The sequence below is a fragment of the Escherichia sp. Marseille-Q3837 genome (genome assembly GCF_916618735.1).
GTDB classification, from domain to species: Bacteria; Pseudomonadota; Gammaproteobacteria; order Enterobacterales; family Enterobacteriaceae; genus Escherichia; species Escherichia ruysiae.
In genome coordinates this window covers 3,172,500-3,195,473 of sequence record NZ_CAKAKC010000001.1, presented here as the reverse complement: position 1 = coordinate 3,195,473, position 22,974 = coordinate 3,172,500, and the positions used below count along the sequence as shown (strand labels likewise).

20 protein-coding genes and 1 pseudogene are annotated in these 22,974 nt (G+C 50.6%); 13 read left to right on the top strand and 8 right to left on the bottom strand.

Translation table 11 applies throughout. The annotated features are described in order from the left end of the window. Window positions 1-63 precede the first annotated feature (63 nt). From narZ to LG381_RS15320, 5 genes are all read left to right on the top strand, one after another. The gene (gene narZ / locus LG381_RS15340; RefSeq protein WP_225762602.1) at window positions 64-3,804 is read left to right on the top strand and encodes a nitrate reductase Z subunit alpha; all 3,741 of its coding nucleotides are present in this window, start codon (window positions 64-66) and stop codon (window positions 3,802-3,804) included. After that, window positions 3,801-5,345, top strand: coding sequence for a nitrate reductase subunit beta (narH, locus tag LG381_RS15335; RefSeq protein ID WP_000702538.1), 1,545 nt, complete (start codon window positions 3,801-3,803; stop codon window positions 5,343-5,345). Before narZ ends, narH begins: the two co-directional genes overlap by 4 nt. After that, on the top strand, window positions 5,345-6,040 hold the full coding sequence (gene narW / locus LG381_RS15330) for a nitrate reductase molybdenum cofactor assembly chaperone (protein ID WP_001166380.1): 696 nt from the start codon (window positions 5,345-5,347) through the stop codon (window positions 6,038-6,040). Before narH ends, narW begins: the two co-directional genes overlap by 1 nt. Next, window positions 6,037-6,717, top strand: coding sequence for a respiratory nitrate reductase subunit gamma (gene narI / locus LG381_RS15325; protein ID WP_000617141.1), 681 nt, complete (start codon window positions 6,037-6,039; stop codon window positions 6,715-6,717). Before narW ends, narI begins: the two co-directional genes overlap by 4 nt. 79 nt (window positions 6,718-6,796) lie before the next feature. Next, window positions 6,797-7,690, top strand: coding sequence for a PhzF family isomerase (locus LG381_RS15320; RefSeq protein WP_225762601.1), 894 nt, complete (start codon window positions 6,797-6,799; stop codon window positions 7,688-7,690). Window positions 7,691-7,800: 110 nt separating this feature from the next. Here LG381_RS15320 and nhoA read toward each other — a convergent pair whose 3' ends face one another. Further along, window positions 7,801-8,646 carry an N-hydroxyarylamine O-acetyltransferase gene (gene nhoA, locus LG381_RS15315; RefSeq protein WP_105280936.1) on the bottom strand — a complete coding sequence of 282 codons (846 nt, stop codon included), beginning with the start codon at window positions 8,644-8,646 and terminating at the stop codon, window positions 7,801-7,803. Between the two features lie 174 nt (window positions 8,647-8,820). Here nhoA and LG381_RS15310 point away from each other — a divergent pair, with 174 nt between their 5' ends. Then, window positions 8,821-9,390 (top strand): flavin reductase family protein, encoded by a 570-nt coding sequence (locus LG381_RS15310; protein ID WP_000077277.1) that lies wholly within the window; start codon window positions 8,821-8,823, stop codon window positions 9,388-9,390. 4 nt (window positions 9,391-9,394) lie between these two features. Here LG381_RS15310 and pptA read toward each other — a convergent pair whose 3' ends face one another. Then, the gene (gene pptA, locus LG381_RS15305) at window positions 9,395-9,622 is read right to left on the bottom strand and encodes a tautomerase PptA (protein ID WP_001120152.1); all 228 of its coding nucleotides are present in this window, start codon (window positions 9,620-9,622) and stop codon (window positions 9,395-9,397) included. Window positions 9,623-9,933: 311 nt separating this feature from the next. On the opposite strand from pptA, the gene LG381_RS15300 reads away from it, so the two are divergent. After that, a complete protein-coding gene (locus LG381_RS15300; protein ID WP_085460733.1) occupies window positions 9,934-11,910 on the top strand; it encodes an alkyl sulfatase dimerization domain-containing protein in 1,977 nt (658 codons plus the stop codon). 105 nt (window positions 11,911-12,015) lie between these two features. Next, window positions 12,016-13,065 (top strand): GGDEF domain-containing protein, encoded by a 1,050-nt coding sequence (locus LG381_RS15295; protein WP_225762600.1) that lies wholly within the window; start codon window positions 12,016-12,018, stop codon window positions 13,063-13,065. Here the strand turns inward: LG381_RS15295 and LG381_RS15290 are convergent. Beyond that, window positions 13,066-13,131: pseudogene (locus LG381_RS15290) on the bottom strand (glutathione S-transferase); the annotation flags it as partial. It abuts the gene before it with no gap. Window positions 13,132-13,421: 290 nt separating this feature from the next. Between LG381_RS15290 and ansP the strand changes: the two are divergent. Further along, window positions 13,422-14,921, top strand: a complete 1,500-nt coding sequence (ansP, locus tag LG381_RS15285; protein ID WP_032225162.1) for an L-asparagine permease — start codon at window positions 13,422-13,424, stop codon at window positions 14,919-14,921. A gap of 112 nt (window positions 14,922-15,033) precedes the next feature. On the opposite strand, the gene LG381_RS15280 is transcribed toward ansP, so the two are convergent. Further along, window positions 15,034-16,095 carry a YncE family protein gene (locus LG381_RS15280; RefSeq protein WP_000550658.1) on the bottom strand — a complete coding sequence of 354 codons (1,062 nt, stop codon included), beginning with the start codon at window positions 16,093-16,095 and terminating at the stop codon, window positions 15,034-15,036. A gap of 240 nt (window positions 16,096-16,335) precedes the next feature. Here LG381_RS15280 and pqqU point away from each other — a divergent pair, with 240 nt between their 5' ends. Further along, window positions 16,336-18,438, top strand: a complete 2,103-nt coding sequence (pqqU, locus tag LG381_RS15275) for a TonB-dependent receptor PqqU (protein ID WP_225762599.1) — start codon at window positions 16,336-16,338, stop codon at window positions 18,436-18,438. A gap of 39 nt (window positions 18,439-18,477) precedes the next feature. Here pqqU and curA read toward each other — a convergent pair whose 3' ends face one another. After that, window positions 18,478-19,515 (bottom strand): NADPH-dependent curcumin/dihydrocurcumin reductase, encoded by a 1,038-nt coding sequence (curA, locus tag LG381_RS15270; protein WP_000531446.1) that lies wholly within the window; start codon window positions 19,513-19,515, stop codon window positions 18,478-18,480. Between the two features lie 180 nt (window positions 19,516-19,695). Here curA and mddA point away from each other — a divergent pair, with 180 nt between their 5' ends. Next, a complete protein-coding gene (mddA, locus tag LG381_RS15265; RefSeq protein ID WP_137325995.1) occupies window positions 19,696-20,214 on the top strand; it encodes an L-methionine sulfoximine/L-methionine sulfone acetyltransferase in 519 nt (172 codons plus the stop codon). After that, a complete protein-coding gene (locus LG381_RS15260) occupies window positions 20,211-20,660 on the top strand; it encodes a DMT family transporter (RefSeq protein WP_021550811.1) in 450 nt (149 codons plus the stop codon). Before mddA ends, LG381_RS15260 begins: the two co-directional genes overlap by 4 nt. Here LG381_RS15260 and ydcY read toward each other — a convergent pair whose 3' ends face one another. Together ydcY and LG381_RS15250 are read right to left on the bottom strand one after the other, a co-directional pair. Continuing rightward, window positions 20,661-20,894 carry a DUF2526 family protein YdcY gene (gene ydcY, locus LG381_RS15255; RefSeq protein ID WP_000018633.1) on the bottom strand — a complete coding sequence of 78 codons (234 nt, stop codon included), beginning with the start codon at window positions 20,892-20,894 and terminating at the stop codon, window positions 20,661-20,663. A gap of 85 nt (window positions 20,895-20,979) precedes the next feature. After that, entirely contained in the window at window positions 20,980-21,153 is a 174-nt protein-coding gene (locus LG381_RS15250) for a GhoT/OrtT family toxin (protein WP_000061189.1), read from the bottom strand. 193 nt (window positions 21,154-21,346) lie between these two features. On the opposite strand from LG381_RS15250, the gene yncL reads away from it, so the two are divergent. Further along, entirely contained in the window at window positions 21,347-21,442 is a 96-nt protein-coding gene (gene yncL / locus LG381_RS15245; RefSeq protein ID WP_071598995.1) for a stress response membrane protein YncL, read from the top strand. Window positions 21,443-21,540: 98 nt separating this feature from the next. Here the strand turns inward: yncL and patD are convergent, their stop codons facing one another. Then, window positions 21,541-22,965 (bottom strand): aminobutyraldehyde dehydrogenase, encoded by a 1,425-nt coding sequence (gene patD / locus LG381_RS15240; protein ID WP_225762598.1) that lies wholly within the window; start codon window positions 22,963-22,965, stop codon window positions 21,541-21,543. Window positions 22,966-22,974 lie beyond the last annotated feature (9 nt).

Below are 22,974 nucleotides of genomic sequence, written 5' to 3'. Positions count from 1 at the left end.
GCGTTTATGCCGCATCTGACAAGGCATCAGAGCCCAAATCATTCCTGGAGCAGGAGTCATGTCATGAGTAAACTTTTGGATCGCTTTCGCTACTTCAAACAAAAGGGCGAAACTTTTGCCGATGGTCACGGACAGGTGATGCATAGCAACCGCGACTGGGAGGACAGCTATCGCCAGCGTTGGCAGTTCGACAAAATCGTGCGTTCCACCCACGGCGTTAACTGTACCGGCTCCTGTAGCTGGAAAATCTACGTTAAAAATGGCCTGGTGACCTGGGAAATTCAGCAGACCGACTACCCACGCACTCGCCCTGACCTGCCCAATCATGAACCACGCGGCTGCCCGCGTGGCGCAAGTTACTCCTGGTATCTCTACAGTGCAAACCGTCTGAAATACCCGCTAATTCGTAAACGGCTGATTGAACTGTGGCGCGAAGCACTTAAACAACACAGCGATCCGGTACTGGCGTGGGCATCAATTATGAATGACCCGCAAAAGTGCCTGAGCTACAAGCAGGTACGCGGGCGCGGTGGGTTTATCCGCTCCAACTGGCAGGAACTGAATCAACTGATTGCTGCCGCTAATGTCTGGACCATCAAAACTTACGGCCCTGATCGCGTTGCCGGTTTCTCACCGATCCCGGCGATGTCGATGGTCTCTTACGCCGCCGGAACACGCTATCTGTCACTGCTAGGCGGCACCTGCTTAAGTTTCTATGACTGGTATTGCGACCTGCCGCCCGCCTCGCCGATGACCTGGGGCGAACAAACCGACGTACCGGAATCCGCCGACTGGTATAACTCCAGCTACATCATCGCATGGGGGTCTAACGTACCGCAGACGCGCACGCCAGACGCTCACTTCTTTACCGAAGTGCGCTACAAAGGCACCAAAACTATCGCCATTACCCCGGACTACTCGGAAGTGGCAAAATTGTGCGATCAGTGGCTGGCGCCAAAGCAAGGCACCGATAGCGCGCTGGCAATGGCGATGGGCCATGTGATCTTAAAAGAGTTCCACCTCGATAACCCCAGCGACTACTTTATCAACTACTGCCGCCGCTACAGCGATATGCCGATGCTGGTAATGCTGGAACCGCGCGACGATGGCAGCTACGTTCCGGGACGCATGATCCGCGCGTCTGACCTGGTGGATGGACTGGGTGAAAACAACAATCCGCAGTGGAAAACCGTGGCGTTTAATATCGCTGGAGAACTGGTGGTGCCGAACGGTTCGATTGGTTTTCGCTGGGGAGAAAAAGGCAAATGGAATCTGGAATCCATTGCCGCAGGTTCAGAAACCGAATTGTCGTTAACCCTGCTCGGTCAACACGACGCTGTTGCTGGCGTGGCTTTTCCCTACTTTGGCGGCATTGAAAACCCGCATTTTCGCAGCGTAAAACACGATCCGATTCTGGTACGCCAGCTTCCAGTGAAAAATCTGACGCTCGCCGATGGCAGTACCTGTCCGGTGGTCAGCGTTTATGATCTGGTGCTAGCAAATTACGGTCTTGATCGCGGGCTGGAAGACGAAAACAGCGCGAAAGATTACGCTGAAATCAAAGCCTACACGCCGGCATGGGGCGAGCAAATTACCGGCGTGCCGCGCCAGTATATTGAAACCATCGCCCGTGAATTTGCCGATACCGCCCATAAAACCCACGGACGTTCGATGATTATCCTCGGTGCTGGTGTTAACCACTGGTATCACATGGATATGAACTATCGGGGAATGATCAATATGTTGATCTTCTGCGGTTGTGTCGGGCAAAGCGGCGGGGGCTGGGCGCACTATGTCGGTCAGGAAAAACTGCGTCCGCAAACCGGTTGGTTACCACTGGCCTTTGCGCTTGACTGGAACCGCCCACCGCGCCAGATGAACAGCACCTCATTTTTTTACAATCACTCAAGCCAGTGGCGCTATGAAAAAGTCACCGCTCAGGAATTGCTCTCACCGCTCGCCGATGCCAGTAAATACAGCGGTCATCTGATTGATTTCAACGTTCGCGCCGAACGCATGGGCTGGCTACCTTCTGCGCCGCAGTTGGGGCGTAATCCGCTCACGTTGAAAGCTGAAGCCGACAAGGCCGGATTATCACCCACTGAATTTACCGCTCAGGCGCTGAAATCGGGTGATTTGCGTATGGCCTGCGAGCAGCCAGATAACGGCAGCAATCATCCGCGTAACCTGTTTGTCTGGCGTTCTAACCTGCTTGGCTCCTCCGGCAAAGGCCATGAGTATATGCAGAAATATCTGCTGGGTACGGAAAGCGGTATTCAGGGGGAAGAACTTGGGCCAACGGAGGGAATTCAACCGGAAGAAGTCGAGTGGCAAACCGCCGCGATAGAGGGCAAGCTCGACCTGCTGGTGACGCTCGACTTCCGCATGTCCAGCACTTGTTTATTCTCCGATATCGTCTTGCCCACCGCGACCTGGTACGAAAAAGACGATATGAATACCTCGGATATGCATCCGTTTATTCATCCACTTTCTGCGGCGGTCGATCCCGCCTGGGAATCACGCAGCGACTGGGAAATCTACAAAGGTATCGCCAAAGCATTTTCGCAAGTCTGCGTGGGGCATCTTGGCAAAGAAACAGATATTGTACTGCAACCGTTATTGCACGACTCTCCGGCAGAACTCTCCCAACCATGTGAAGTGCTCGACTGGCGCAAAGGCGAATGCGACCTAATCCCAGGTAAGACCGCGCCGAATATTGTGGCGGTGGAGCGCGACTACCCTGCTACCTATGAACGTTTTACCTCGCTGGGGCCGTTGATGGACAAACTTGGCAACGGCGGTAAAGGGATTTCGTGGAATACCCAGGATGAAATCGATTTCCTCGGCAAACTCAATTACACCAAACGCGATGGCCCGGCACAGGGGCGTCCGCTGATTGACACCGCCATTGATGCATCAGAGGTCATTCTGGCGCTGGCACCGGAAACCAACGGCCATGTAGCGGTAAAAGCCTGGCAGGCGCTGGGCGAGATCACCGGGCGCGAACATACTCATCTGGCGCTACACAAAGAGGATGAGAAGATTCGCTTTCGCGATATTCAGGCGCAACCACGTAAAATCATTTCCAGCCCCACCTGGTCCGGTCTGGAAAGCGATCACGTCTCCTATAACGCGGGATACACCAACGTTCACGAGTTAATTCCGTGGCGCACGCTGTCGGGACGCCAGCAGCTCTATCAGGATCATCCCTGGATGCGCGCCTTTGGTGAAAGCCTGGTGGCTTATCGCCCGCCTATCGACACCCGCAGTGTCAGTGAAATGCGCCAGATCCCGCCAAACGGCTTCCCGGAAAAAGCACTTAACTTCCTGACGCCGCACCAGAAATGGGGCATTCACTCTACCTACAGTGAAAACCTGCTAATGCTGACGCTCTCGCGCGGCGGGCCGATTGTCTGGATCAGCGAAACCGATGCCCGCGAACTGACCATTGTTGATAACGACTGGGTGGAAGTGTTTAACGCCAACGGTGCGCTGACGGCTCGTGCGGTAGTCAGTCAGCGAGTGCCGCCGGGCATGACCATGATGTATCACGCTCAGGAACGCATTATGAATATCCCCGGTTCAGAAGTGACCGGAATGCGCGGCGGTATTCACAACTCAGTCACCCGCGTTTGCCCGAAGCCGACGCATATGATTGGCGGTTACGCGCAACTGGCCTGGGGCTTTAACTACTACGGCACCGTCGGCTCGAACCGCGATGAGTTCATCATGATCCGTAAGATGAAAAACGTTAACTGGCTGGATGATGAAGGTCGCGATCAGGTACAGGAGGCGGAAAAATGAAAATACGTTCGCAAGTCGGCATGGTGCTTAACCTCGATAAATGTATCGGCTGCCACACCTGTTCGGTGACCTGTAAAAACGTCTGGACCGGGCGCGAAGGCATGGAGTACGCCTGGTTTAACAACGTCGAAACCAAACCGGGCATTGGTTATCCGAAAAACTGGGAAGATCAGGAAGAGTGGCAAGGCGGCTGGGTGCGTGATGTGAATGGCAAGATCCGCCCGCGCCTGGGCAGCAAGATGGGCGTAATAACCAAAATCTTCGCCAACCCGGTGATACCGCAGATTGACGACTACTACGAACCTTTCACATTCGACTACGAACATTTGCATAGCGCGCCGGAAGGTAAACACATTCCCACTGCCCGCCCACGTTCGCTGATTGACGGCAAACGGATGGACAAAGTGATCTGGGGGCCAAACTGGGAAGAATTGCTGGGCGGCGAGTTTGAAAAACGCGCCCGCGACCGCAACTTCGAAGCCATGCAAAAGGAGATGTACGGTCAGTTTGAAAACACTTTCATGATGTACCTGCCGCGCCTTTGCGAACACTGCCTCAACCCCAGCTGCGTGGCGACCTGCCCCAGCGGCGCTATCTACAAACGCGAAGAAGACGGCATTGTGCTGATCGATCAGGATAAATGTCGTGGCTGGCGCTTGTGCATTAGCGGTTGTCCGTACAAAAAAATCTACTTCAACTGGAAAAGCGGCAAGTCGGAAAAATGCATCTTCTGTTATCCGCGAATTGAGTCCGGTCAGCCCACGGTCTGCTCCGAAACCTGCGTGGGGCGCATTCGTTATCTTGGTGTACTGCTCTACGACGCCGACCGCATCGAGGAAGCAGCGAGCACCGAGCGCGAAGTTGATCTCTATGAACGCCAGTGCGAAGTGTTCCTCGATCCGCACGATCCATCAGTGATCGAAGAAGCCCTGAAACAAGGTATCCCGCAAAACGTGATTGAAGCCGCCCAGCGTTCGCCGGTTTACAAAATGGCAATGGACTGGAAACTGGCGCTACCGTTGCACCCGGAATATCGCACCCTGCCGATGGTCTGGTACGTGCCGCCGCTGTCGCCGATTCAGTCTTACGCCGACGCGGGCGGACTGCCCAAAAGCGAAGGCGTACTTCCCGCCATCGAAAGCCTGCGTATTCCGGTGCAATACCTCGCCAATATGTTGAGTGCGGGCGATACCGGCCCTGTACTGCGGGCGCTGAAACGGATGATGGCAATGCGCCACTATATGCGTTCGCAAACCGTAGAAGGTGTAACTGATACCCGCGCGATCGACGAAGTCGGGCTGAGCGTCGCCCAGGTGGAAGATATGTATCGCTATCTCGCTATCGCCAACTATGAAGATCGGTTTGTCATTCCGACCAGTCATCGGGAAATGGCGGGCGACGCCTTCGGTGAACGCAACGGCTGCGGCTTTACTTTTGGCGACGGTTGCCACGGCTCTGATACTAAATTCAACCTGTTCAACAGTAGCCGGATCGATGCTATCGACATTACCGAAGTACGCAATAAAGCGGAGGGGGAATAATGCAAATCCTCAAAGTGATTGGCCTGTTGATGGAGTACCCGGACGAGCTGCTATGGGAGAACAAAGACGACGCGCTGGCGCTGATTCGCCACGACGCGCCGATGCTCACCGATTTCACCTGCGACCTGCTTAATGCGCCGCTGTTGGATAAACAGGCTGAATGGTGTGAAGTGTTTGACCGTGGACGTACCACCTCGCTGCTGCTATTTGAACATGTTCATGCCGAGTCACGCGATCGCGGTCAGGCAATGGTGGATCTGCTGGCGGAGTATGAAAAAGTCGGCCTGCAACTAAATTGTCGCGAGTTGCCTGATTATCTGCCTTTGTATCTGGAGTATTTAAGTGTGCTACCCGACAACCAGGCTAAAGAAGGTTTGCTCAACGTTGCGCCAATCCTCGCCCTGCTCGGCGGGCGCTTAAAACAACGTGAGGCGCCGTGGTATCCGTTGTTTGACGCCCTGCTGCATCTGGCGGGAAGTACACTCTCAAGTGACAGTGTCACAAAACAGATACGCAGCGAGGAGCGCGACGACACCCGTCAGGCACTGGATGCGGTGTGGGAAGAGGAACAGGTGAAGTTTATTGAAGATAACGCCACGGCGTGTGACAGCTCGCCGCTTAATCAATATCAGCGACGCTTTAGTCAGGATGTCGCACCGCAGTATGTGGACATCAGTGCGGGAGGTGGGAAATGATTCAGTATTTGAACGTCTTTTTTTACGATATCTACCCGTACTTGTGTGGCACGGTTTTTATCCTCGGAAGCTGGTTGCGCTACGATTACGGGCAGTACACCTGGCGTGCCTCCTCAAGCCAGATGTTGGATAAACGCGGAATGGTGCTGTGGTCGAACTTGTTCCATATCGGTATTCTGGGGATCTTCTTCGGTCATCTGTTCGGCATGTTAACGCCGCACTGGATGTACGCGTGGTTCCTTCCGGTGGCGGTAAAACAGCAGATGGCGATGATCCTCGGCGGTATTTGCGGGGTGTTGACGCTGATTGGCGGTGCGGGGCTGCTGGTGCGTCGTTTAACAAATCCGCGTATCAGGGCGACGTCTTCTGGTGCGGATATCCTGATCCTCGCCATTTTGTTAATTCAGTGCATTCTTGGGTTAACCACCATTCCCTTTTCAGCACAACATCCGGACGGCAGTGAAATGATGAAGCTGGTGGGATGGGCGCAAAGCATCGTCACTTTCCAGGGCGGCGCATCGACGCATCTTGATGGCGTAGCTTATATCTTCCGCGTTCATTTGGTGTTGGGAATGACCATCTTCCTGCTCTTCCCGTTCACCCGACTGGTGCATGTATGGAGCGCACCGTTTGAGTACTTTACCCGTAGGTATCAGATTGTGCGCTCACGGCGATAATTCTCATGCCGGCCGGATAGCCTTTCGCTCTCCGGCCGATTGCAGGCTATGATAGTTCTCCAGCCACAGGAGAACAGTAATGAAACCGCAGATTTACCACGTCGATGCTTTTACCTCTCAACCGTTTCGCGGCAATTCTGCCGGTGTTGTATTCCCTGCCGATAATCTTAGCGAAGCGCAAATGCAACTTATCGCCCGCGAGTTAGGCCATTCGGAAACGGCTTTTCTGCTGCGCAGTGACGACAGCGATGTACACATTCGCTACTTTACGCCAATGGTTGAAGTGCCAATTTGCGGTCACGCGACGGTAGCAGCGCACTATGTACGTTCAAAGGTATTGGGTTTGGGAAATTGCACCGTCTGGCAAACATCGTTGGCGGGAAAGCACCGTGTCACTATCGAAAAACAAAACGGTGATTATCGTATTTCTCTGGAGCAAGGCACGCCGGGCTTTGAACCGCCGCTGGAAGGTGGAGCTCGCGCGGCAATTATCAACGCGCTTCATCTCACTGAGAACGATATTCTGCCAGGCTTGCCAATTCAGGTGGCAACAACAGGACACTCAAAAGTGATGATCCCGTTGAAACCAGAAGTGGATATCGATGCCCTTTCGCCTGACCTTGCTGCGCTGACCGCTATCAGTAAACAGATTGGCTGCAATGGTTTCTTCCCCTTCCAGATCCGCCCAGGCAAAAATGAAACCGATGGTCGCATGTTCTCGCCTGCGATTGGTATTGTGGAAGATCCGGTGACCGGCAATGCCAATGGCCCAATGGGCGCATGGTTAGTGCATCACAACGTATTGCCCCACGATGGCAACGTGTTGCGTGTTAAAGGCCATCAGGGACGAGCTCTGGGGCGTGACGGCGTGATTGATGTGACGGTGACTATTCGGGACAACCAACCGGAGAAAGTCACCATTTCTGGCACAGCGGTGATTTTGTTTCATGCCGAATGGGCCATTGATCTCTGAAACCGTTGCCGGTTCCAATTGCCTGATGCGCTTCGCTTATCAGACCTACAAGCGTGAATCTGTTGGCTAATTTAGGCCGGATAAGGCGTTTACGCCGCATCCGGCACATACTATTTCCCCGCCTCCGGATGTGTGTCGAACGCTGCCATCACCAGTGCCAGTTCATCCACGGTAAACCCATGTTTCGCATCATCCACGCCCAGCCCAAATTGTTCCTGCATCACGGCATATAACGACGCCACATCCGGTAGATTCCGCTGATCCACCGCGTGCCCATTTTCATAATGGGTGAAATGGAAATTGGTCAGCGTCAGCTTGCCACCGTCCGGCAAATGGCGGCACATCAACAGATGATGGCGAAAATGCGACTGCGGCCAGTGCGCCGACCAGAAATTGCCCATCACATAATCACTTTGTTGCTGCTCGCAGAGATCAAAACGGTACATCGACTGCCAGTGCTGATGATGATTAAACTGCAAAACCCAGTTATCACCCTCCTGCAACAACCGATACTCTCCGTGTGGCGTGGTTTGCGCGATATCCGGCACTAAACGGATTGGCGCGGTCAGCGTCTGACCACCAAAACCGACGTCGGCAATCCATTGTTCACCCTTCAGTTCTACTAACAACAGACGGTGCGTGCGCGGCGGCAACGATGGTGGGTTAGATAACACCACGCGACCTAACAAACTGCGAACGTTAAATCCCAGCTCACGTAACACTCGCTCAAACACACCATTCTGCTCAAAACAGTAACCGCCACGTCGCGCAGTCACCAGCTTCTCTTCAAGCGATTGATCATCAAGCTGGATTTCTCTCGGCAGCAAAACGTCGAGATTTTCAAATGGAATAGTGCAATTGTGTTTCAGGTGTAATGCTCGTAGCGTATCAATATTGACCGCAGCAGCACCCGTCCAGCGAATACGGGCAAAATAGTGATTCAGAATGGGCGTCATCAGGCGTTTCCCTTAGTGGTTTTCTCAATTTATAACCTGGAATGGACGCCACACCGGCTATTTTGTGCGATCGCGGACAAGCATCACGTTCGCAAATCGCCAATCCCGTTAATTTCGTTACTTATTGCGTTACGAGCTACGCTTTTAAAACCACTTTCTTAGCGAGGCGATACCGTGAGCCAATTTATTCCCGTTGAGTTGCATCATGCCAGCCGTCTGTTAAACCACGGCCCTACCGTCCTGATCACCAGTTTCGATGAGCAATCCCAGCGACGTAACATTATGGCTGCGGCCTGGTCGATGCCCGTGGAGTTCGAACCACCACGCGTGGCAATTGTGGTCGATAAATCGACATGGTCACGGGAGTTGATTGAACGTAGTGGCATGTTTGGCATTGTGATCCCAGGCGTCGCAGCAACAAACTGGACGTGGGCAGTGGGCAGCATTTCTGGGCGTGATGAAGATAAGTTTAACTGTTATGGCATTCCGGTTGTGAAAGGTCCGGTGCTTGGCTTGCCGGTGGTCGAAAAGAAATGTCTGGCATGGATGGAGTGCCGCTTGCTTCCCGCGACTTCTGCGCAAGAAAAATACGACACGCTGTTTGGCGAAGTGGTATCAGCAGCGGCAGACGCTCGTGTTTTTGTCGAAGGCCGCTGGCAATTTGATGACGATAAACTCAATACGCTACATCATTTAGGCGCTGGCACCTTTGTTACCAGCGGCAAGCGTGTTACGGCTGGTTAAGCAATTACATGCTGTAACCGGGTTTCTTTATCAAAGTCTCCATTTGGGGCGCGATTTCGGCGTCCCAGACAGCTTGCCACGATTCCGGTTGTATCTGGTGTAGGGCAATGCTTATCGAACTTTCTTTACTGTTCAGATGGCGAATAATGACGTCGGTAATCTCCGCCGCCAGTGCCGTTTTTTGTTGCTCATCCAGTTCACGGGGAAAACATTTAATGTCTATGTGCGGCATTGTTGTGCTCCTTTTTAAAGACTGCCAGCAAATTTAGCACAAGCCGAAAACGTCATGTGTTATTTGATGCGAAATGATGTGCGATATATACGCCGTCACTTTAATAACGTACATATACTATTAGCTTCCGCGCCAATAAGCACCCGTCCTGTAACATACAGAATCTATTCTTTATTTATTATCATATTAAGAAAATTCACGACATCCAGCTTGCTGATTTATTAATGCCAATTATAGTTATTCTTGCCCTCAATCATAATTTTCAATCGTAATATCCTTTCTTTTATAAAGTCTTTCTGGAGACACTTGCGATGCAGCTTAACCATATTGCTAAAAGTCTGCTAGTCATGGGATTATTCACAACAAGTTCACTTCCTCTCATCGCAGCAGAAGCGCCCAAAGAGGCCTCCGCTGCCACCCAACAAGCGAATAACGCACTTTATAGTCAATTGCCGTTTTCCGATAACAGCGATTTTGCTGATGCTCATAAAGGTTTTATTGCTCCTTTACCTCAGGAAGTGATTAAGGGTGAACAAGGGAATGTTATCTGGAACCCACAGCAATATTCTTTTATCAAAGAAGGCGATAAAGCACCTGATACTGTCAATCCAAGTTTATGGCGTCAGGCGCAACTGATAAATATCAGCGGCTTATTTGAAGTGACTGAAGGCGTCTATCAGATTCGCAATCTCGATTTATCAAATATGACCATCATTGAAGGTAAAGAAGGTATTACCGTTGTTGATCCACTGGTTTCAGCAGAAACAGCTAAAGTTGGCATGGATCTTTATTATAAAAATCGCGGTCAAAAACCAGTGGTGGCGGTTATCTACACGCACAGTCATGTCGATCACTACGGCGGCGTTCGCGGTGTGGTTGATGAAGCTGACGTTAAATCAGGAAAAACAAAAATTTATGCGCCAGCCGGATTTTTAGAAGAGGCTGTTTCAGAAAATATTATGGCTGGCAATGTAATGAGCCGTCGAGCCAGTTATATGTACGGTAATTTGTTGAAACCTGATGCTAAAGGTCAGGTCGGCGCTGGGCTGGGAACAACGACCTCAGCCGGAACGGTTACATTGATTGCCCCTACCAACTACATCACCAAAACCGGACAAAAAGAGACTATTGACGGGCTGACCTATGATTTTTTGATGGCGCCCGGTTCCGAAGCACCTTCCGAAATGCTGTGGTTTATTGAAGAAAAGAAACTGATCGAAACCGCAGAAGATGTCACGCACACCCTCCACAACACCTATTCGCTGCGTGGTGCCAAAATTCGTCAACCTCTTCCGTGGTCTAAATACATCAACGAAGCCCTCAATCTGTGGGGCGATAAAGCGGAGATTATTCTTGCCCAGCATCACTGGCCAACCTGGGGTAACGATAACGTTGTCAAACTGCTAAAAAGCCAACGCGATTTGTACCGTTATATCAACGATCAAACGCTACGCATGGCGAATCAGGGGCTGACTCGTGATGAAATTGCCGCAAACTTCAAATTGCCCTCTTCACTTGCTAACACCTGGGCGAATCGCGGTTATTACGGTTCAGTGAGCCATGATGTGAAAGCAACTTATGTGCTTTATCTTGGCTGGTTTGATGGTAACCCCGCGACTCTTGATGAACTGCCACCAGAAGAAGCCGCTAAAAAATTCGTGGAGTATATGGGCGGTGCTGATGCCATTTTACAAAAAGCCAAACAGGATTATGACCAGGGAAATTTCCGCTGGGTTGCCCAGGTTGTCAGTAAGGTGGTGTTTGCCGATCCAAACAACCAGGCTGCAAGGAATCTGGAAGCCGATGCGCTTGAACAGTTAGGCTACCAGGCCGAATCCGGGCCGTGGCGTAATTTTTATCTCACTGGCGCACAGGAATTACGCAATGGTGTGCAAAAACTGCCTACGCCAAATACAGCCAGTCCTGACACCGTTCGTGCCATGACGCCGGAAATGTTCTTTGATTATCTTGCTGTGCATATAAATGGCGAGAAAGCGGCAGACGCTAAAGCAGTATTGAATTTTGATTTCGGTGAAGATGGCGGCACTTATAAAGTGGAACTGGAAAACGGTGTGCTCAATCACACGGCTGATACGCAAGCCTCTGACGCCGATGCGACTATCACCCTCTCCCGCGATGTCCTGAATAAAATCATCCTGAAGGAAGAGACATTAAAAGAAGCCACGGATAAAGGCGAAGTAAAAATCACTGGAAATGAGGAAAAACTCAACGAACTGTTAGGTTATATGGACAACTTTGAATTCTGGTTCAATATTGTAACGCCATAATTTTTGTGTAAGTCGGGCAGGTTCCCTGCCCTTTTTGGGTTATAAACAAACATGTATTCTGACAAAAGAAAACACCCTCATTATTCATGGAAAAACCGCCAGGATATGGTTATTCGCGGTATGGCGATTAGCCTGCCGTGGTTTGCGTTGATTAACATCAGTTTTTCATCGTTGGTTTTGCTTCGAGGGGTATTGTTTAATGAAGGCACGACTCCATGGTTTAATGAGAAAAATCTTGTACATACGATTGATATTTCATCATTAGGTATTCTGCTAATCAGTGGTCTTTTATTAGTTAGCCCACGCAACAAAGTACAGTATATTCAGCAGTTATTGGTTATTCTAAGCCTACTATGGTCATGGTGTTGTTTTTATTTTATTGCACACTGGACGCTGCCTTTTGCATATCCACTGTGCGTATTACTAATGCTTAGTGCCGTTGTTGCGCTATATTTCCACACCCCATCACTCCTCGCATTTGTCATTCCATTATGGTTTACCATCCCGTTAGCCAGTCTTGTGCTCAATCAGTATGTGAATATTCATTTCGCTGTTATCTGGAGCATTTTTTCACTGGCTCTCTATGGCGGACGTTTTATTTTGTTGCGTTGGTTTGAAGAAGCATGGCAACAAAATAAGTACAACAACCAGTTGATTCATCGCCTCGATGCATTAGCTCATCGCGATCCCTTAACTGGAGTGGCAAACCGACGAGCGTTGGATAGTATTTTACGCGATGCCGTCGAACAAAAGACGTCGTTCGTTTTAATTATGCTGGATGTCGATTTTTTCAAACGCTACAACGACACTTATGGGCACCCTGCTGGCGATCGTTGTCTGATACAAGTTGCCAACGCACTGCAACGTGCAATTCGCCAGCCCGAAGATGTAGTTACGCGCTATGGCGGTGAAGAGTTTGCCATTATTCTTTTCAATGCGGGCTTGCAGGAAGCCGAAGCGATAGCAGCCAGAGTTAAGCAAGAACTTAAACTGGCGGCTATCCCGCATCAGGCATCTGCTGTTAGTGCATTTGTTACGGTTAGTCAGGGGATTGCCTGTTCTGCTCCTGCAAAAACGGCTGAACAAATAGTTGCTGATGCCGATGCCTCGTTATATCGGGCGAAAGAAAGTGGGCGAAATCGGTGGGCTAAATAACTCTATTCCGCTGACATCAACAAACTTATAGGGAATATCAGCCAAAGTCAGCATCAGTTCACTCATGGTGGAACCCCATACACCTTAATCATATTTCCCCCACACAGCGTTAAAGCTTAAGTGTAGGTCAGTAAACAGGGCGGCCAGGACTAAGATTTGTCATTTTTTCAGCAATCCTTTTAATCCCCACTCAACTTGTAAGGGGATATTTTGCATCGTTTATCGATAACAGGTAGGATTCTGCGCCGACCGTTATACCCATAAAGAATAATGGTAATAACTGTCATCGCCAGGATGAATAAACATTGTTCATGGCGGCTTATAAGACTTTTTCAACGAAGCAATCAGGGAGAGCAATGAGTAAACACGACACCGACACTTCAGATCAACACGCCGCGAAACGCCGCTGGCTTAATGCCCATGAAGAGGGTTATCACAAAGCGATGGGTAATCGCCAGGTGCAGATGATCGCCATTGGCGGCGCGATTGGGACTGGTTTGTTTTTAGGCGCGGGTGCCCGACTGCAAATGGCCGGCCCGGCACTGGCACTGGTCTATTTAATCTGCGGCCTGTTTTCGTTTTTTATTTTGCGTGCGTTGGGTGAGTTGGTATTACATCGCCCTTCCAGTGGTAGTTTTGTCTCTTATGCCCGTGAGTTTTTGGGTGAGAAAGCCGCTTATGTTGCCGGCTGGATGTACTTCATCAACTGGGCGATGACCGGGATTGTCGATATCACCGCCGTCGCACTGTATATGCATTACTGGGGCGCGTTTGGCGGCGTGCCGCAATGGGTATTTGCGCTCGCTGCGCTGACCATCGTTGGCACCATGAATATGATTGGTGTGAAATGGTTCGCAGAGATGGAGTTCTGGTTTGCGCTGATTAAAGTGCTCGCCATTGTGACCTTTTTGGTCGTGGGGACAGTGTTCCTCGGTAGCGGTCAGCCGCTGGATGGCAACACCACTGGCTTTCATTTAATTACCGATAATGGCGGCTTCTTCCCCCACGGTTTGCTGCCTGCGCTGGTGTTAATTCAGGGCGTGGTATTTGCTTTTGCCTCCATCGAAATGGTCGGCACTGCCGCCGGAGAATGTAAAGATCCGCAGACTATGGTGCCAAAAGCAATTAACAGCGTGATTTGGCGTATTGGCCTGTTTTATGTCGGTTCCGTGGTGTTGCTAGTTATGTTATTGCCGTGGAGTGCCTATCAGGCCGGTCAAAGTCCCTTTGTGACCTTCTTCTCTAAACTCGGTGTGCCGTACATTGGCAGCATCATGAATATTGTGGTATTGACCGCTGCCCTCTCCAGCCTGAACTCTGGCCTGTACTGCACCGGGCGTATTTTGCGCTCGATGGCGATGGGCGGATCTGCGCCGGGTTTTATGGCGAAAATGAGTCGCCAACATGTGCCGTATGCCGGGATTCTGGCGACGCTGGTTGTGTATGTCGTTGGCGTATTCCTCAATTATCTGGTGCCGTCGCGCGTATTTGAGATTGTCCTGAACTTCGCGTCATTGGGAATTATCGCCTCGTGGGCGTTTATCATTGTTTGTCAGATGCGCCTGCGTAAAGCCATCAAAGAAGGTAAAGCGGCAGATGTCAGTTTTAAACTGCCTGGCGCGCCCTTCACTTCCTGGCTGACATTACTGTTTTTACTGAGTGTTCTTGTGCTGATGGCGTTCGATTACCCGAACGGGACTTATACCATCGCGGCGCTGCCGATTATCGGTATTCTGCTGGTTATAGGCTGGTTTGGTGTGCGCAAACGCGTTGCTGAAATTCACAGCACTGCGCCAGTCGTCAAGGAAGATGAAGAACAACAGGAAATTGTGTTTAAGCCTGAAACGGCGAGTTAATTGCAAAATTGCCCGGCTACGTGCTGGGCAAATTCAAATTACTGACGAAGGTGCCGGATGCGGCGTGATAAAAGTCAGGCAAGTCACTCCATTTTCACCCTCGCCATATCTATTACAGCGCAATACGAATCACATCGTCCGGCTGAGTGGCTTCTTGCTGTTTAGTCGATTTTTGCTTCACGCTGACATACAACGTTTTGCCATCGGCAGACAGCGCAAGGCTGTTAGGATGAGTCGGCGTATCGAACGTTTTCACCACTTTGTAGTTTTTCGCGTCAATCACACTGACTTTACCCGCCTGCCGATGCGTCACGTAGGCTTCATTACGCGCCGGGTTAAACAACACAGCCAGGGATTCCGGTGCTGCTACCTTCGCCAGAATATTGCCGTTACGGGTATCGACCACCAGCACTTCTGCCGCTTTGGAGTCAGTGATAAACGCTCGCTGGTTGGCAGTATCGAGACTGATGTTGATAAAGAAATGCTCTTTGCCATCATCCAGCAACTTTTTACGGCTCAGGATTTTGTTGTCGGCAGTGTCGATGGTAATCAGTTCACCATCGGCGTTAGTGGTGTAGAGACGTTTGCCTTTGCTATCCAGCGCCAGGCCGGTGCTCATTTTACCGGTGTTCTGGATGGCGGTTTTCAGTTTGATATTCTCGCCATCAACCACCCAAATCACACTCTCTTTCCCAATACCGCTGATGTAAACAGTGTTCGTGGCATCGTCAGCAACCAGCTCACGTGGCTGCAGCGGACGCACCTCTTCTGTACGTTTGCGATCGTCCAGCACCAGACGCCCTTTCACTTCGCCCGTTTTGGCATCAATTGCCGTGACCGCACTGTTTACTGTGTTACCAAACCACAGCGTTTGCGTCGCGTTGTTGATAGTGGCACCAAACGGCTTGAGATCGTTATGGATCGCCTGAGTGACTTCCAGAGTCACCGGATCGAGACGATAAACCACACCGCCTTTGTCCAGTTTGCGGCTTTGCGAAGTGGCGAGCCACAGCGCGTTTTCTTGCTGGCTATAAGCCATTTCGTAGGCACCTTTACCTACCGCTTTACGCAGCATTTCTTCTGCGGCCTGCGTACTGAATGATGAAGCAACAAGCAATGAACCTAACAGTAATGAACCACGCAGGCGCGATGAAAACAGATGACGTAAATGCATGACGACTCCCTTTGATGAACCGATTTATAGCTGCTTCACAATGCTTCGTTGAGCATAATCTTCGTTACGCCCTTGTTATAAATGGGAATGGTAATCATTATTTTCTCAAATGTGGAGCATTTCTTGTTGTTACGACTACAATTTTCTCAATTGATTAACGTATTGTGCCGTTTCGTTTTCTATAAATTTACAAATTTATTACCATTGAGGCGTTTTCCCATTCTTAACCTGGCTTTTTTCATGAAGATTTTTTCCGTCCGACAGACCGTTTTACCCGCACTGATTCTCCTTTCTCCTTCCACTTTTGCCGCTAATGAACAAACCATGATTGTTAGCGCCGCGCCGCAGGTAGTTTCTGAACTGGACACACCCGCTGCGGTAAGCGTGGTCGATGGCGAGGAGATGCGTCTGGCAACGCCGCGCATCAATTTGTCTGAATCACTGACCAGTGTGACTGGTTTGCAGGTACAAAACCGGCAGAACTATGCGCAGGATCTACAACTGTCTATTCGCGGATTTGGCTCCCGTTCCACTTACGGTATTCGCGGTATTCGCCTGTATGTTGATGGTATTCCCGCTACCATGCCCGACGGACAAGGGCAAACATCCAATATCGATTTAAGCAGTGTGCAAAATGTGGAAGTGCTGCGAGGCCCCTTCTCTGCCCTGTATGGCAATGCGTCCGGCGGCGTAATGAACGTCACTACCCAAATCGGCGAACAGCCGCCAACTATTGAGGCCAGCAGTTACTATGGCAGTTATGGTAGCTGGCGCTATGGACTGAAAGCAACGGGCGCAACGGGCGACGGCACACAGCCTGGCGATGTCGATTACACCGTTTCGACCACGCGTTTTACAACTCACGGCTATCGTGACCATAGCGGCGCACAGAAAAATTTAGCCAATGCCAGACTGGGCGTACACATTGATGACGCCAGTAAGTTAAACCTGATTTTCAACAGTGTGGATATCAAAGCCGATGACCCTGGTGGGTTGACCGAAGCTGAATGGAAAGCGAATCCGCAACAAGCGCCTCGCGCTGAACAGTACGACACGCGAAAAACCATCAAGCAAACTCAGGCAGGGTTGCGTTATGAGCGCAGCCTGAGTTCGCGGGATGATATGAGCGTGATGATGTACGCAGGTGAACGGGAAACGACCCAGTATCAATCGATTCCGATGGCACCCCAACTTACCCCATCTCATGCGGGCGGCGTAATTACTCTGCAACGTCATTACCAGGGTATAGACAGCCGCTGGACACATCGTGGAGAGCTGGGAGTTCCGGTCACTTTCACTACTGGCCTGAACTATGAAAACATGAGTGAAAAACGCAAGGGTTACAATAACTTCCGCCTTAATAACGGCGTGCCGGAGTACGGGCAAAAAGGTGATCTGCGCCGCGACGAGCGCAATCTGATGTGGAACGTCGATCCCTATTTACAAACCCAGTGGCAACTAACTGACAAACTATCGTTGGATGCTGGTGTGCGCTACAGCTCCGTGTGGTTTGACTCTGACGATCATTACGTTACCCCGGGTAACGGTGATGACAGCGGTGATGCCAGTTATCACAAATGGCTTCCTGCGGGATCGTTGAAATACGCCATAACCGATGCCTGGAACATCTATCTGGCAGCCGGGCGCGGTTTTGAAACACCAACCATTAACGAGCTTTCTTACCGTGCTGACGGGCAAAGTGGCATGAACTTTGGTTTAAAACCGTCCACCAACGACACAATCGAAATCGGCAGTAAAACGCGTATTGGCGATGGCTTGTTTACCGCTGCGTTATTCCAGACTGATACCGATGATGAAATCGTTGTTGATAGCAGTAGCGGCGGGCGTACCACGTATAAAAATGCCGGGAAGACGCGCCGTCAGGGGGCTGAACTGGCCTGGGATCAGCGTTTTGCCGGAGATTTCCGTGTGAAAGCGTCGTGGACGCGGCTTGACGCAACTTATCGCAGCAATGTTTGTAACGCTCAGGACTGTAATGGTAACCGAATGCCCGGGATCGCCCGCAATATGGGCTTTGCGTCATTAGGTTATGTACCAGAAGAAGGCTGGTATGCAGGCACAGAAGCACGTTATATGGGCGATATCATGGCGGATGACGAAAATACGGCAAAAGCGCCCTCTTACACTCTCGTCGGTTTGTTCACCGGTTACAAATATAATTATCGTAATATGACAATAGATTTATTTGGTCGTGTCGATAATTTATTCGATAAAGAATATGTCGGCTCGGTGATTGTTAATGAATCGAATGGTCGATATTACGAGCCTGCGCCTGGGCGGAATTATGGTGTAGGCGTAAATCTCGCATGGCGATTTGAATAATATTCATTAGTGGCGGCAAGAATGCCGCCACCTGAAATGTTAATCATCATCCGCAACACGGATCACGACTTTGCCGAAGTTTTTACCATTCAGCAGACCAATGAATGTCTGCGGGGCGTTCTCTAAACCATCGGTAATTTGTTCACGATAGTGAATTTTCCCCGCCTTCACCCATTGCCCCATCTCTTGCTGGAACTCATGGATGCGATGACCATAATCCTGGCTAATAATAAACCCTTGCAGGCGAATACGTTTTTTCAGCACCGTAGCCATAAGTAGCGGTAAACGATCCGGCCCGGAAGGCAGGTCGGTGGCGTTATAGCCGCTCACTAAACCGCAAACGGGAATACGCGCGGATGTATTGAGTAAAGGCAGCACCGCATCAAACACCTTACCACCAACGTTTTCATAATAGATATCAACGCCTTTCGGACACGCGTTCACGAGTTGTTCGGCAAAATCATCTGCATGATGATCAAGGCAAACATCAAAACCGAGAACGTCTGTGGCATGGCGACATTTTTCCGCGCCACCGGCAACACCCACCACGCGGCAACCTTTTAGTTTGCCGATTTGCCCCACTGTCGCACCGACCGGCCCCGTTGCTGCAGCAACCACTAGCGTTTCACCCTCTTTAGGTTGACCGATATCCAGCAGCCCCATATAAGCCGTAAAGCCTGGCATCCCCAGCACACCCAGTGACCACGAAGGATTTTCCGGATGATCGCCAAGTTTCACCAGATCATCGCCACTGGATATGTCGTAATCCTGCCAACCGCTGTAACCCAGCACCCAGTCGTCAGGCTGGTAATCCGGATGATTAGATTCCACCACCCGACTCACCGTGCCTCCGACCATCACGCCACCAATATCAACCGGTGGTGAATAAGATGGCTCATCGCTCATGCGCCCGCGCATATACGGATCGAGCGACAGGTAGACCGTGCGCAGTAACACCTGTCCTTCACCCGGCGTGGCGACATCATCTTCTTCAAGACGGAAATTCTCCGGAACCGGCGCGCCGTGTGGACGCGACGCCAGAACCCAACGGCGATTACGTTGCTTTTGTTGACCCATAATGCTCTCCTGTGCTTTTGGCATGAATCCATCAATAGTAGCAGGCTCACTGGATTGGTTTAGTTTGCAGCCGTCACATCACTACTGCGACACGCAATAATTTCATCGAGGAATCCGTTGCTTCGGGCTGTTTTCGATAGTATTGATAACGTCATCATCATTATTTTATCGAGGCTTAAGATGTCCATCCGTTCTGCCCGCAAAGCCGATTGTGCTGCAATTGCGGAAATTTATAACCACGCTGTACTGCATACGGCAGCTATCTGGAACGACCAGACTGTAGATACAGATAACCGCATTGCCTGGTTTGAAGCACGAACTTTATCGGGTTATCCGGTGCTGGTGAGCGAAGAAGATGGCGTGGTTACAGGATATGCCTCGTTTGGTGACTGGCGTAGTTTCGACGGTTTTCGCCATACCGTGGAACATTCGGTTTATGTCCATCCGGATCATCAGGGCAAAGGTCTTGGGCGAAAATTGTTACGCGCGTTGATTGATGAAGCGCGGAACTGCGGTAAGCATGTGATGGTTGCCGGCATAGAATCACAAAATCAAGCGTCGTTGCATCTGCACCAGTCACTGGGATTTATCGTCACGGCGCAAATGCCCCAAGTTGGTACTAAATTTGGTCGCTGGTTGGATCTCACCTTTATGCAATTGCAGCTTGACGATCGTAGCGAACCGGACTCACTTGGATGAACCAGTCGCTTACCCTTGCCTTTTTGATCGCTGCCGGGATTGGTCTTGTGGTGCAAAACACATTGATGGTACGCATCACCCAGACATCCTCCACCATTCTCATCGCCATGCTGCTGAATTCACTGGTGGGGATTGTGCTGTTCGTGTCTATTTTATGGTTTAAGCAAGGAACAGCAGGCTTTGGCGAACTGGTGTCCAGCGTGCGCTGGTGGACTCTAATCCCTGGTTTGTTGGGATCGTTTTTTGTTTTCGCCAGTATCAGCGGATATCAGAATGTTGGCGCGGCAACGACCATTGCGGTACTGGTCGCCAGTCAACTTATTGGTGGTCTGGTGCTGGATATTTTCCGCAGTCATGGCGTACCACTTCGGGCGCTGATTGGCCCAATTTGCGGGGCAGTTTTGTTGGTAGTTGGCGCCTGGCTGGTGGCCAGACGCACGTTTTAATCAGAGGATGGTGCCGCCTTTGGTTAATTGTTCGTGGCGCGCCTCCATATCTTCTTTATGCTTGCGTCCGTGATGAGCGATTGCGGTACGCAAACGCTGCTGCTGTGTGTAGCGATCTTCCCGGCTTAACTCTGCGTCATCACTCAGGGCGATTAACAACTCGTTCATATGGGCAATGACGCTCTCCTCAATCGCGGCATCCACGCGCGCGATGACTTCATCCAGATGCGACATACTTTCTCCTCAGCCACTTGTGAAATTTATCGATTCACTCAAATGATATAAGTCTGCGTTGTGCCGTCAAGCCAGCGTGTAAGATTTAAAATAGTGAAAACAGTAGCGCCACCGGAAAACTCATTGGCCATGTAATCCCCACCAGAAAGGCGCTCAGAAAGCGAATGCTCTTCTTATCGTGGGAAAGAAACCAGGTAATGAGAAAGGCGATTGCTGCCATGGCAGCATAAAAAACAAGCATATATTGATAAAGAGACATGTATGGGCGTCCAGCCAGATGAATAAAACGCGCGCAAATATGCGTCATTTCTTGATGTGTATCAAGTTTTCAGTCCATTTGAGATAAATTCAATAACCTACCGCATGTTCTTGTCCATCTTCAGAATAAGTATGATTGCGGATTTTCTTAACCCGTACTATACACATAAGGGCTATGACAAAAGGTGGCAAAAATGAACGTTTCCAGTAGAACTGTAGTGCTGATAAATCTCTTTGCTGCTGTTGGGTTGTTTACTCTTATCTCTATGAGATTTGGATGGTTTATCTGATGTAGCAAAATTGCACGCAGTACGCACTGTCAGAGAAAAATCAACTCTCTGACAGTGCGTTAGATCTTCTCACACTCTCCAGATTTACAACATTATCCTTAATGTTTAACCATTACGTGGCGTACTACGGTGTAATCTTCCAGCCCATAAAGTGACATATCTTTGCCATAACCTGAAAGTTTCTGCCCGCCGTGCGGCATTTCACTCACCAGCATGAAATGGGTATTAACCCAGGTGCAGCCATATTGCAGACGTGCGCTGACGCGGTGCGCTCTACCCACATCTTTCGTCCATACTGAAGAAGCTAAGCCATACTGGCTGTCATTCGCCCAGTTAACTACTTGCTCTTCGTTGTCGAAGACCGTCACGCTGACTACCGGCCCAAATACCTCTCTTTGGACGATAGCATCTTCTTGTAACGCACCAGCCAGCAGTGTAGGCGCATAATAATAACCATTACCCTGCCGCTTTTCACCGCCGGTGATCACCTTAATGTGTCCCGTCGCCTTCGCCTCTTCCACCGCCCGGCTGACGCGTTCGAGATGCGCCAGTGAACTTAACGGGCCAAGCTCTGTGGATTCATCACCCGGCGCGCCTGATTTCAACGTTGCCACTGCGGCACCGAGTTTTTCTACCAGCACGTCGTAAATGCCTTTTTGCGCGTAGATACGGCAGGCAGCAGTACAATCTTGCCCGGCATTGTAATAGCCAAATGTACGGACACCTTCGACAACCGCTTCAACGTCAGCATCATTAAAGACAATCACTGGCGCTTTACCGCCAAGTTCCATATGAGTGCGCTTGATGGACGGTGCCGTATGACTGATGATGTGCTCACCAGTGGCGATAGACCCCGTCAGCGACACCATGCGCACTTTTGGATGTCCGGTCAGCGGATCACCCACCGTTTTGCCTCTGCCAAACAACACGTTAATCACGCCTGCCGGAAAGATATCTTTCGCCAGTTCTGCCAGCTTCAACGCTGTTAGCGGGGTGATTTCTGATGGTTTAAGCACCACGCAGTTCCCTGCCGCCAGCGCCGGAGCCAGTTTCCACGCTGCCATCATCAGCGGGTAATTCCACGGCGCGATAGAAGCCACAACCCCCAACGGATCCCGACGGATCATCGAAGTATGACCTTCAAGATATTCACCTGCCGCCAGACCATTCAGACAGCGCGCCGCACCAGCGAAAAAGCGAAAAACATCGACAATCGCCGGGATTTCATCATTGAACGCACTATGCAGCGGTTTGCCACAATTACGGGACTCCAGTTCGGCAAAAACCTGACCATTTTCTTCGATAACATCAGCCAGTTTCAGCAGGCATTCCGCACGCACTTTCGGCGTGGTTTGCCCCCATTCGGCAAATGCTGCATCTGCCGCGCGCACAGCAGCATCGACCTGCTCTGCGGAGGCCTCGGCAATCTCCAGTAATACTTCCCCCGTTGCCGGATTATAGACAGGCTGTTTTTCCCCTTCGCCGCTAACCAGTTCTCCGTTAATCAGTAACTTATGTTGCATAGCATATTC

What these genes read in the sequence shown, in the direction of transcription:
- ansP (WP_032225162.1), top strand. Translation starts at nt 13,422, where the DNA reads ATGAGTAAACACGACACCGACACTTCAGATCAACACGCCGCGAAACGC.
- LG381_RS15295 (WP_225762600.1), top strand. Translation starts at nt 12,016, where the DNA reads ATGGTTATTCGCGGTATGGCGATTAGCCTGCCGTGGTTTGCGTTGATT.
- curA (WP_000531446.1), bottom strand. Translation starts at nt 19,515, where the DNA reads ATGGGTCAACAAAAGCAACGTAATCGCCGTTGGGTTCTGGCGTCGCGT.
- LG381_RS15300 (WP_085460733.1), top strand. Translation starts at nt 9,934, where the DNA reads ATGCAGCTTAACCATATTGCTAAAAGTCTGCTAGTCATGGGATTATTC.
- yncL (WP_071598995.1), top strand. Translation starts at nt 21,347, where the DNA reads ATGAACGTTTCCAGTAGAACTGTAGTGCTGATAAATCTCTTTGCTGCT.
- narH (WP_000702538.1), top strand. Translation starts at nt 3,801, where the DNA reads ATGAAAATACGTTCGCAAGTCGGCATGGTGCTTAACCTCGATAAATGT.
- patD (WP_225762598.1), bottom strand. Translation starts at nt 22,965, where the DNA reads ATGCAACATAAGTTACTGATTAACGGAGAACTGGTTAGCGGCGAAGGG.
- LG381_RS15280 (WP_000550658.1), bottom strand. Translation starts at nt 16,095, where the DNA reads ATGCATTTACGTCATCTGTTTTCATCGCGCCTGCGTGGTTCATTACTG.
- narW (WP_001166380.1), top strand. Translation starts at nt 5,345, where the DNA reads ATGCAAATCCTCAAAGTGATTGGCCTGTTGATGGAGTACCCGGACGAG.
- pptA (WP_001120152.1), bottom strand. Translation starts at nt 9,622, where the DNA reads ATGCCGCACATAGACATTAAATGTTTTCCCCGTGAACTGGATGAGCAA.
- narI (WP_000617141.1), top strand. Translation starts at nt 6,037, where the DNA reads ATGATTCAGTATTTGAACGTCTTTTTTTACGATATCTACCCGTACTTG.
- mddA (WP_137325995.1), top strand. Translation starts at nt 19,696, where the DNA reads ATGTCCATCCGTTCTGCCCGCAAAGCCGATTGTGCTGCAATTGCGGAA.
- nhoA (WP_105280936.1), bottom strand. Translation starts at nt 8,646, where the DNA reads ATGACGCCCATTCTGAATCACTATTTTGCCCGTATTCGCTGGACGGGT.
- LG381_RS15260 (WP_021550811.1), top strand. Translation starts at nt 20,211, where the DNA reads ATGAACCAGTCGCTTACCCTTGCCTTTTTGATCGCTGCCGGGATTGGT.
- pqqU (WP_225762599.1), top strand. Translation starts at nt 16,336, where the DNA reads ATGAAGATTTTTTCCGTCCGACAGACCGTTTTACCCGCACTGATTCTC.
- narZ (WP_225762602.1), top strand. Translation starts at nt 64, where the DNA reads ATGAGTAAACTTTTGGATCGCTTTCGCTACTTCAAACAAAAGGGCGAA.
- LG381_RS15250 (WP_000061189.1), bottom strand. Translation starts at nt 21,153, where the DNA reads ATGTCTCTTTATCAATATATGCTTGTTTTTTATGCTGCCATGGCAGCA.
- LG381_RS15320 (WP_225762601.1), top strand. Translation starts at nt 6,797, where the DNA reads ATGAAACCGCAGATTTACCACGTCGATGCTTTTACCTCTCAACCGTTT.
- ydcY (WP_000018633.1), bottom strand. Translation starts at nt 20,894, where the DNA reads ATGTCGCATCTGGATGAAGTCATCGCGCGCGTGGATGCCGCGATTGAG.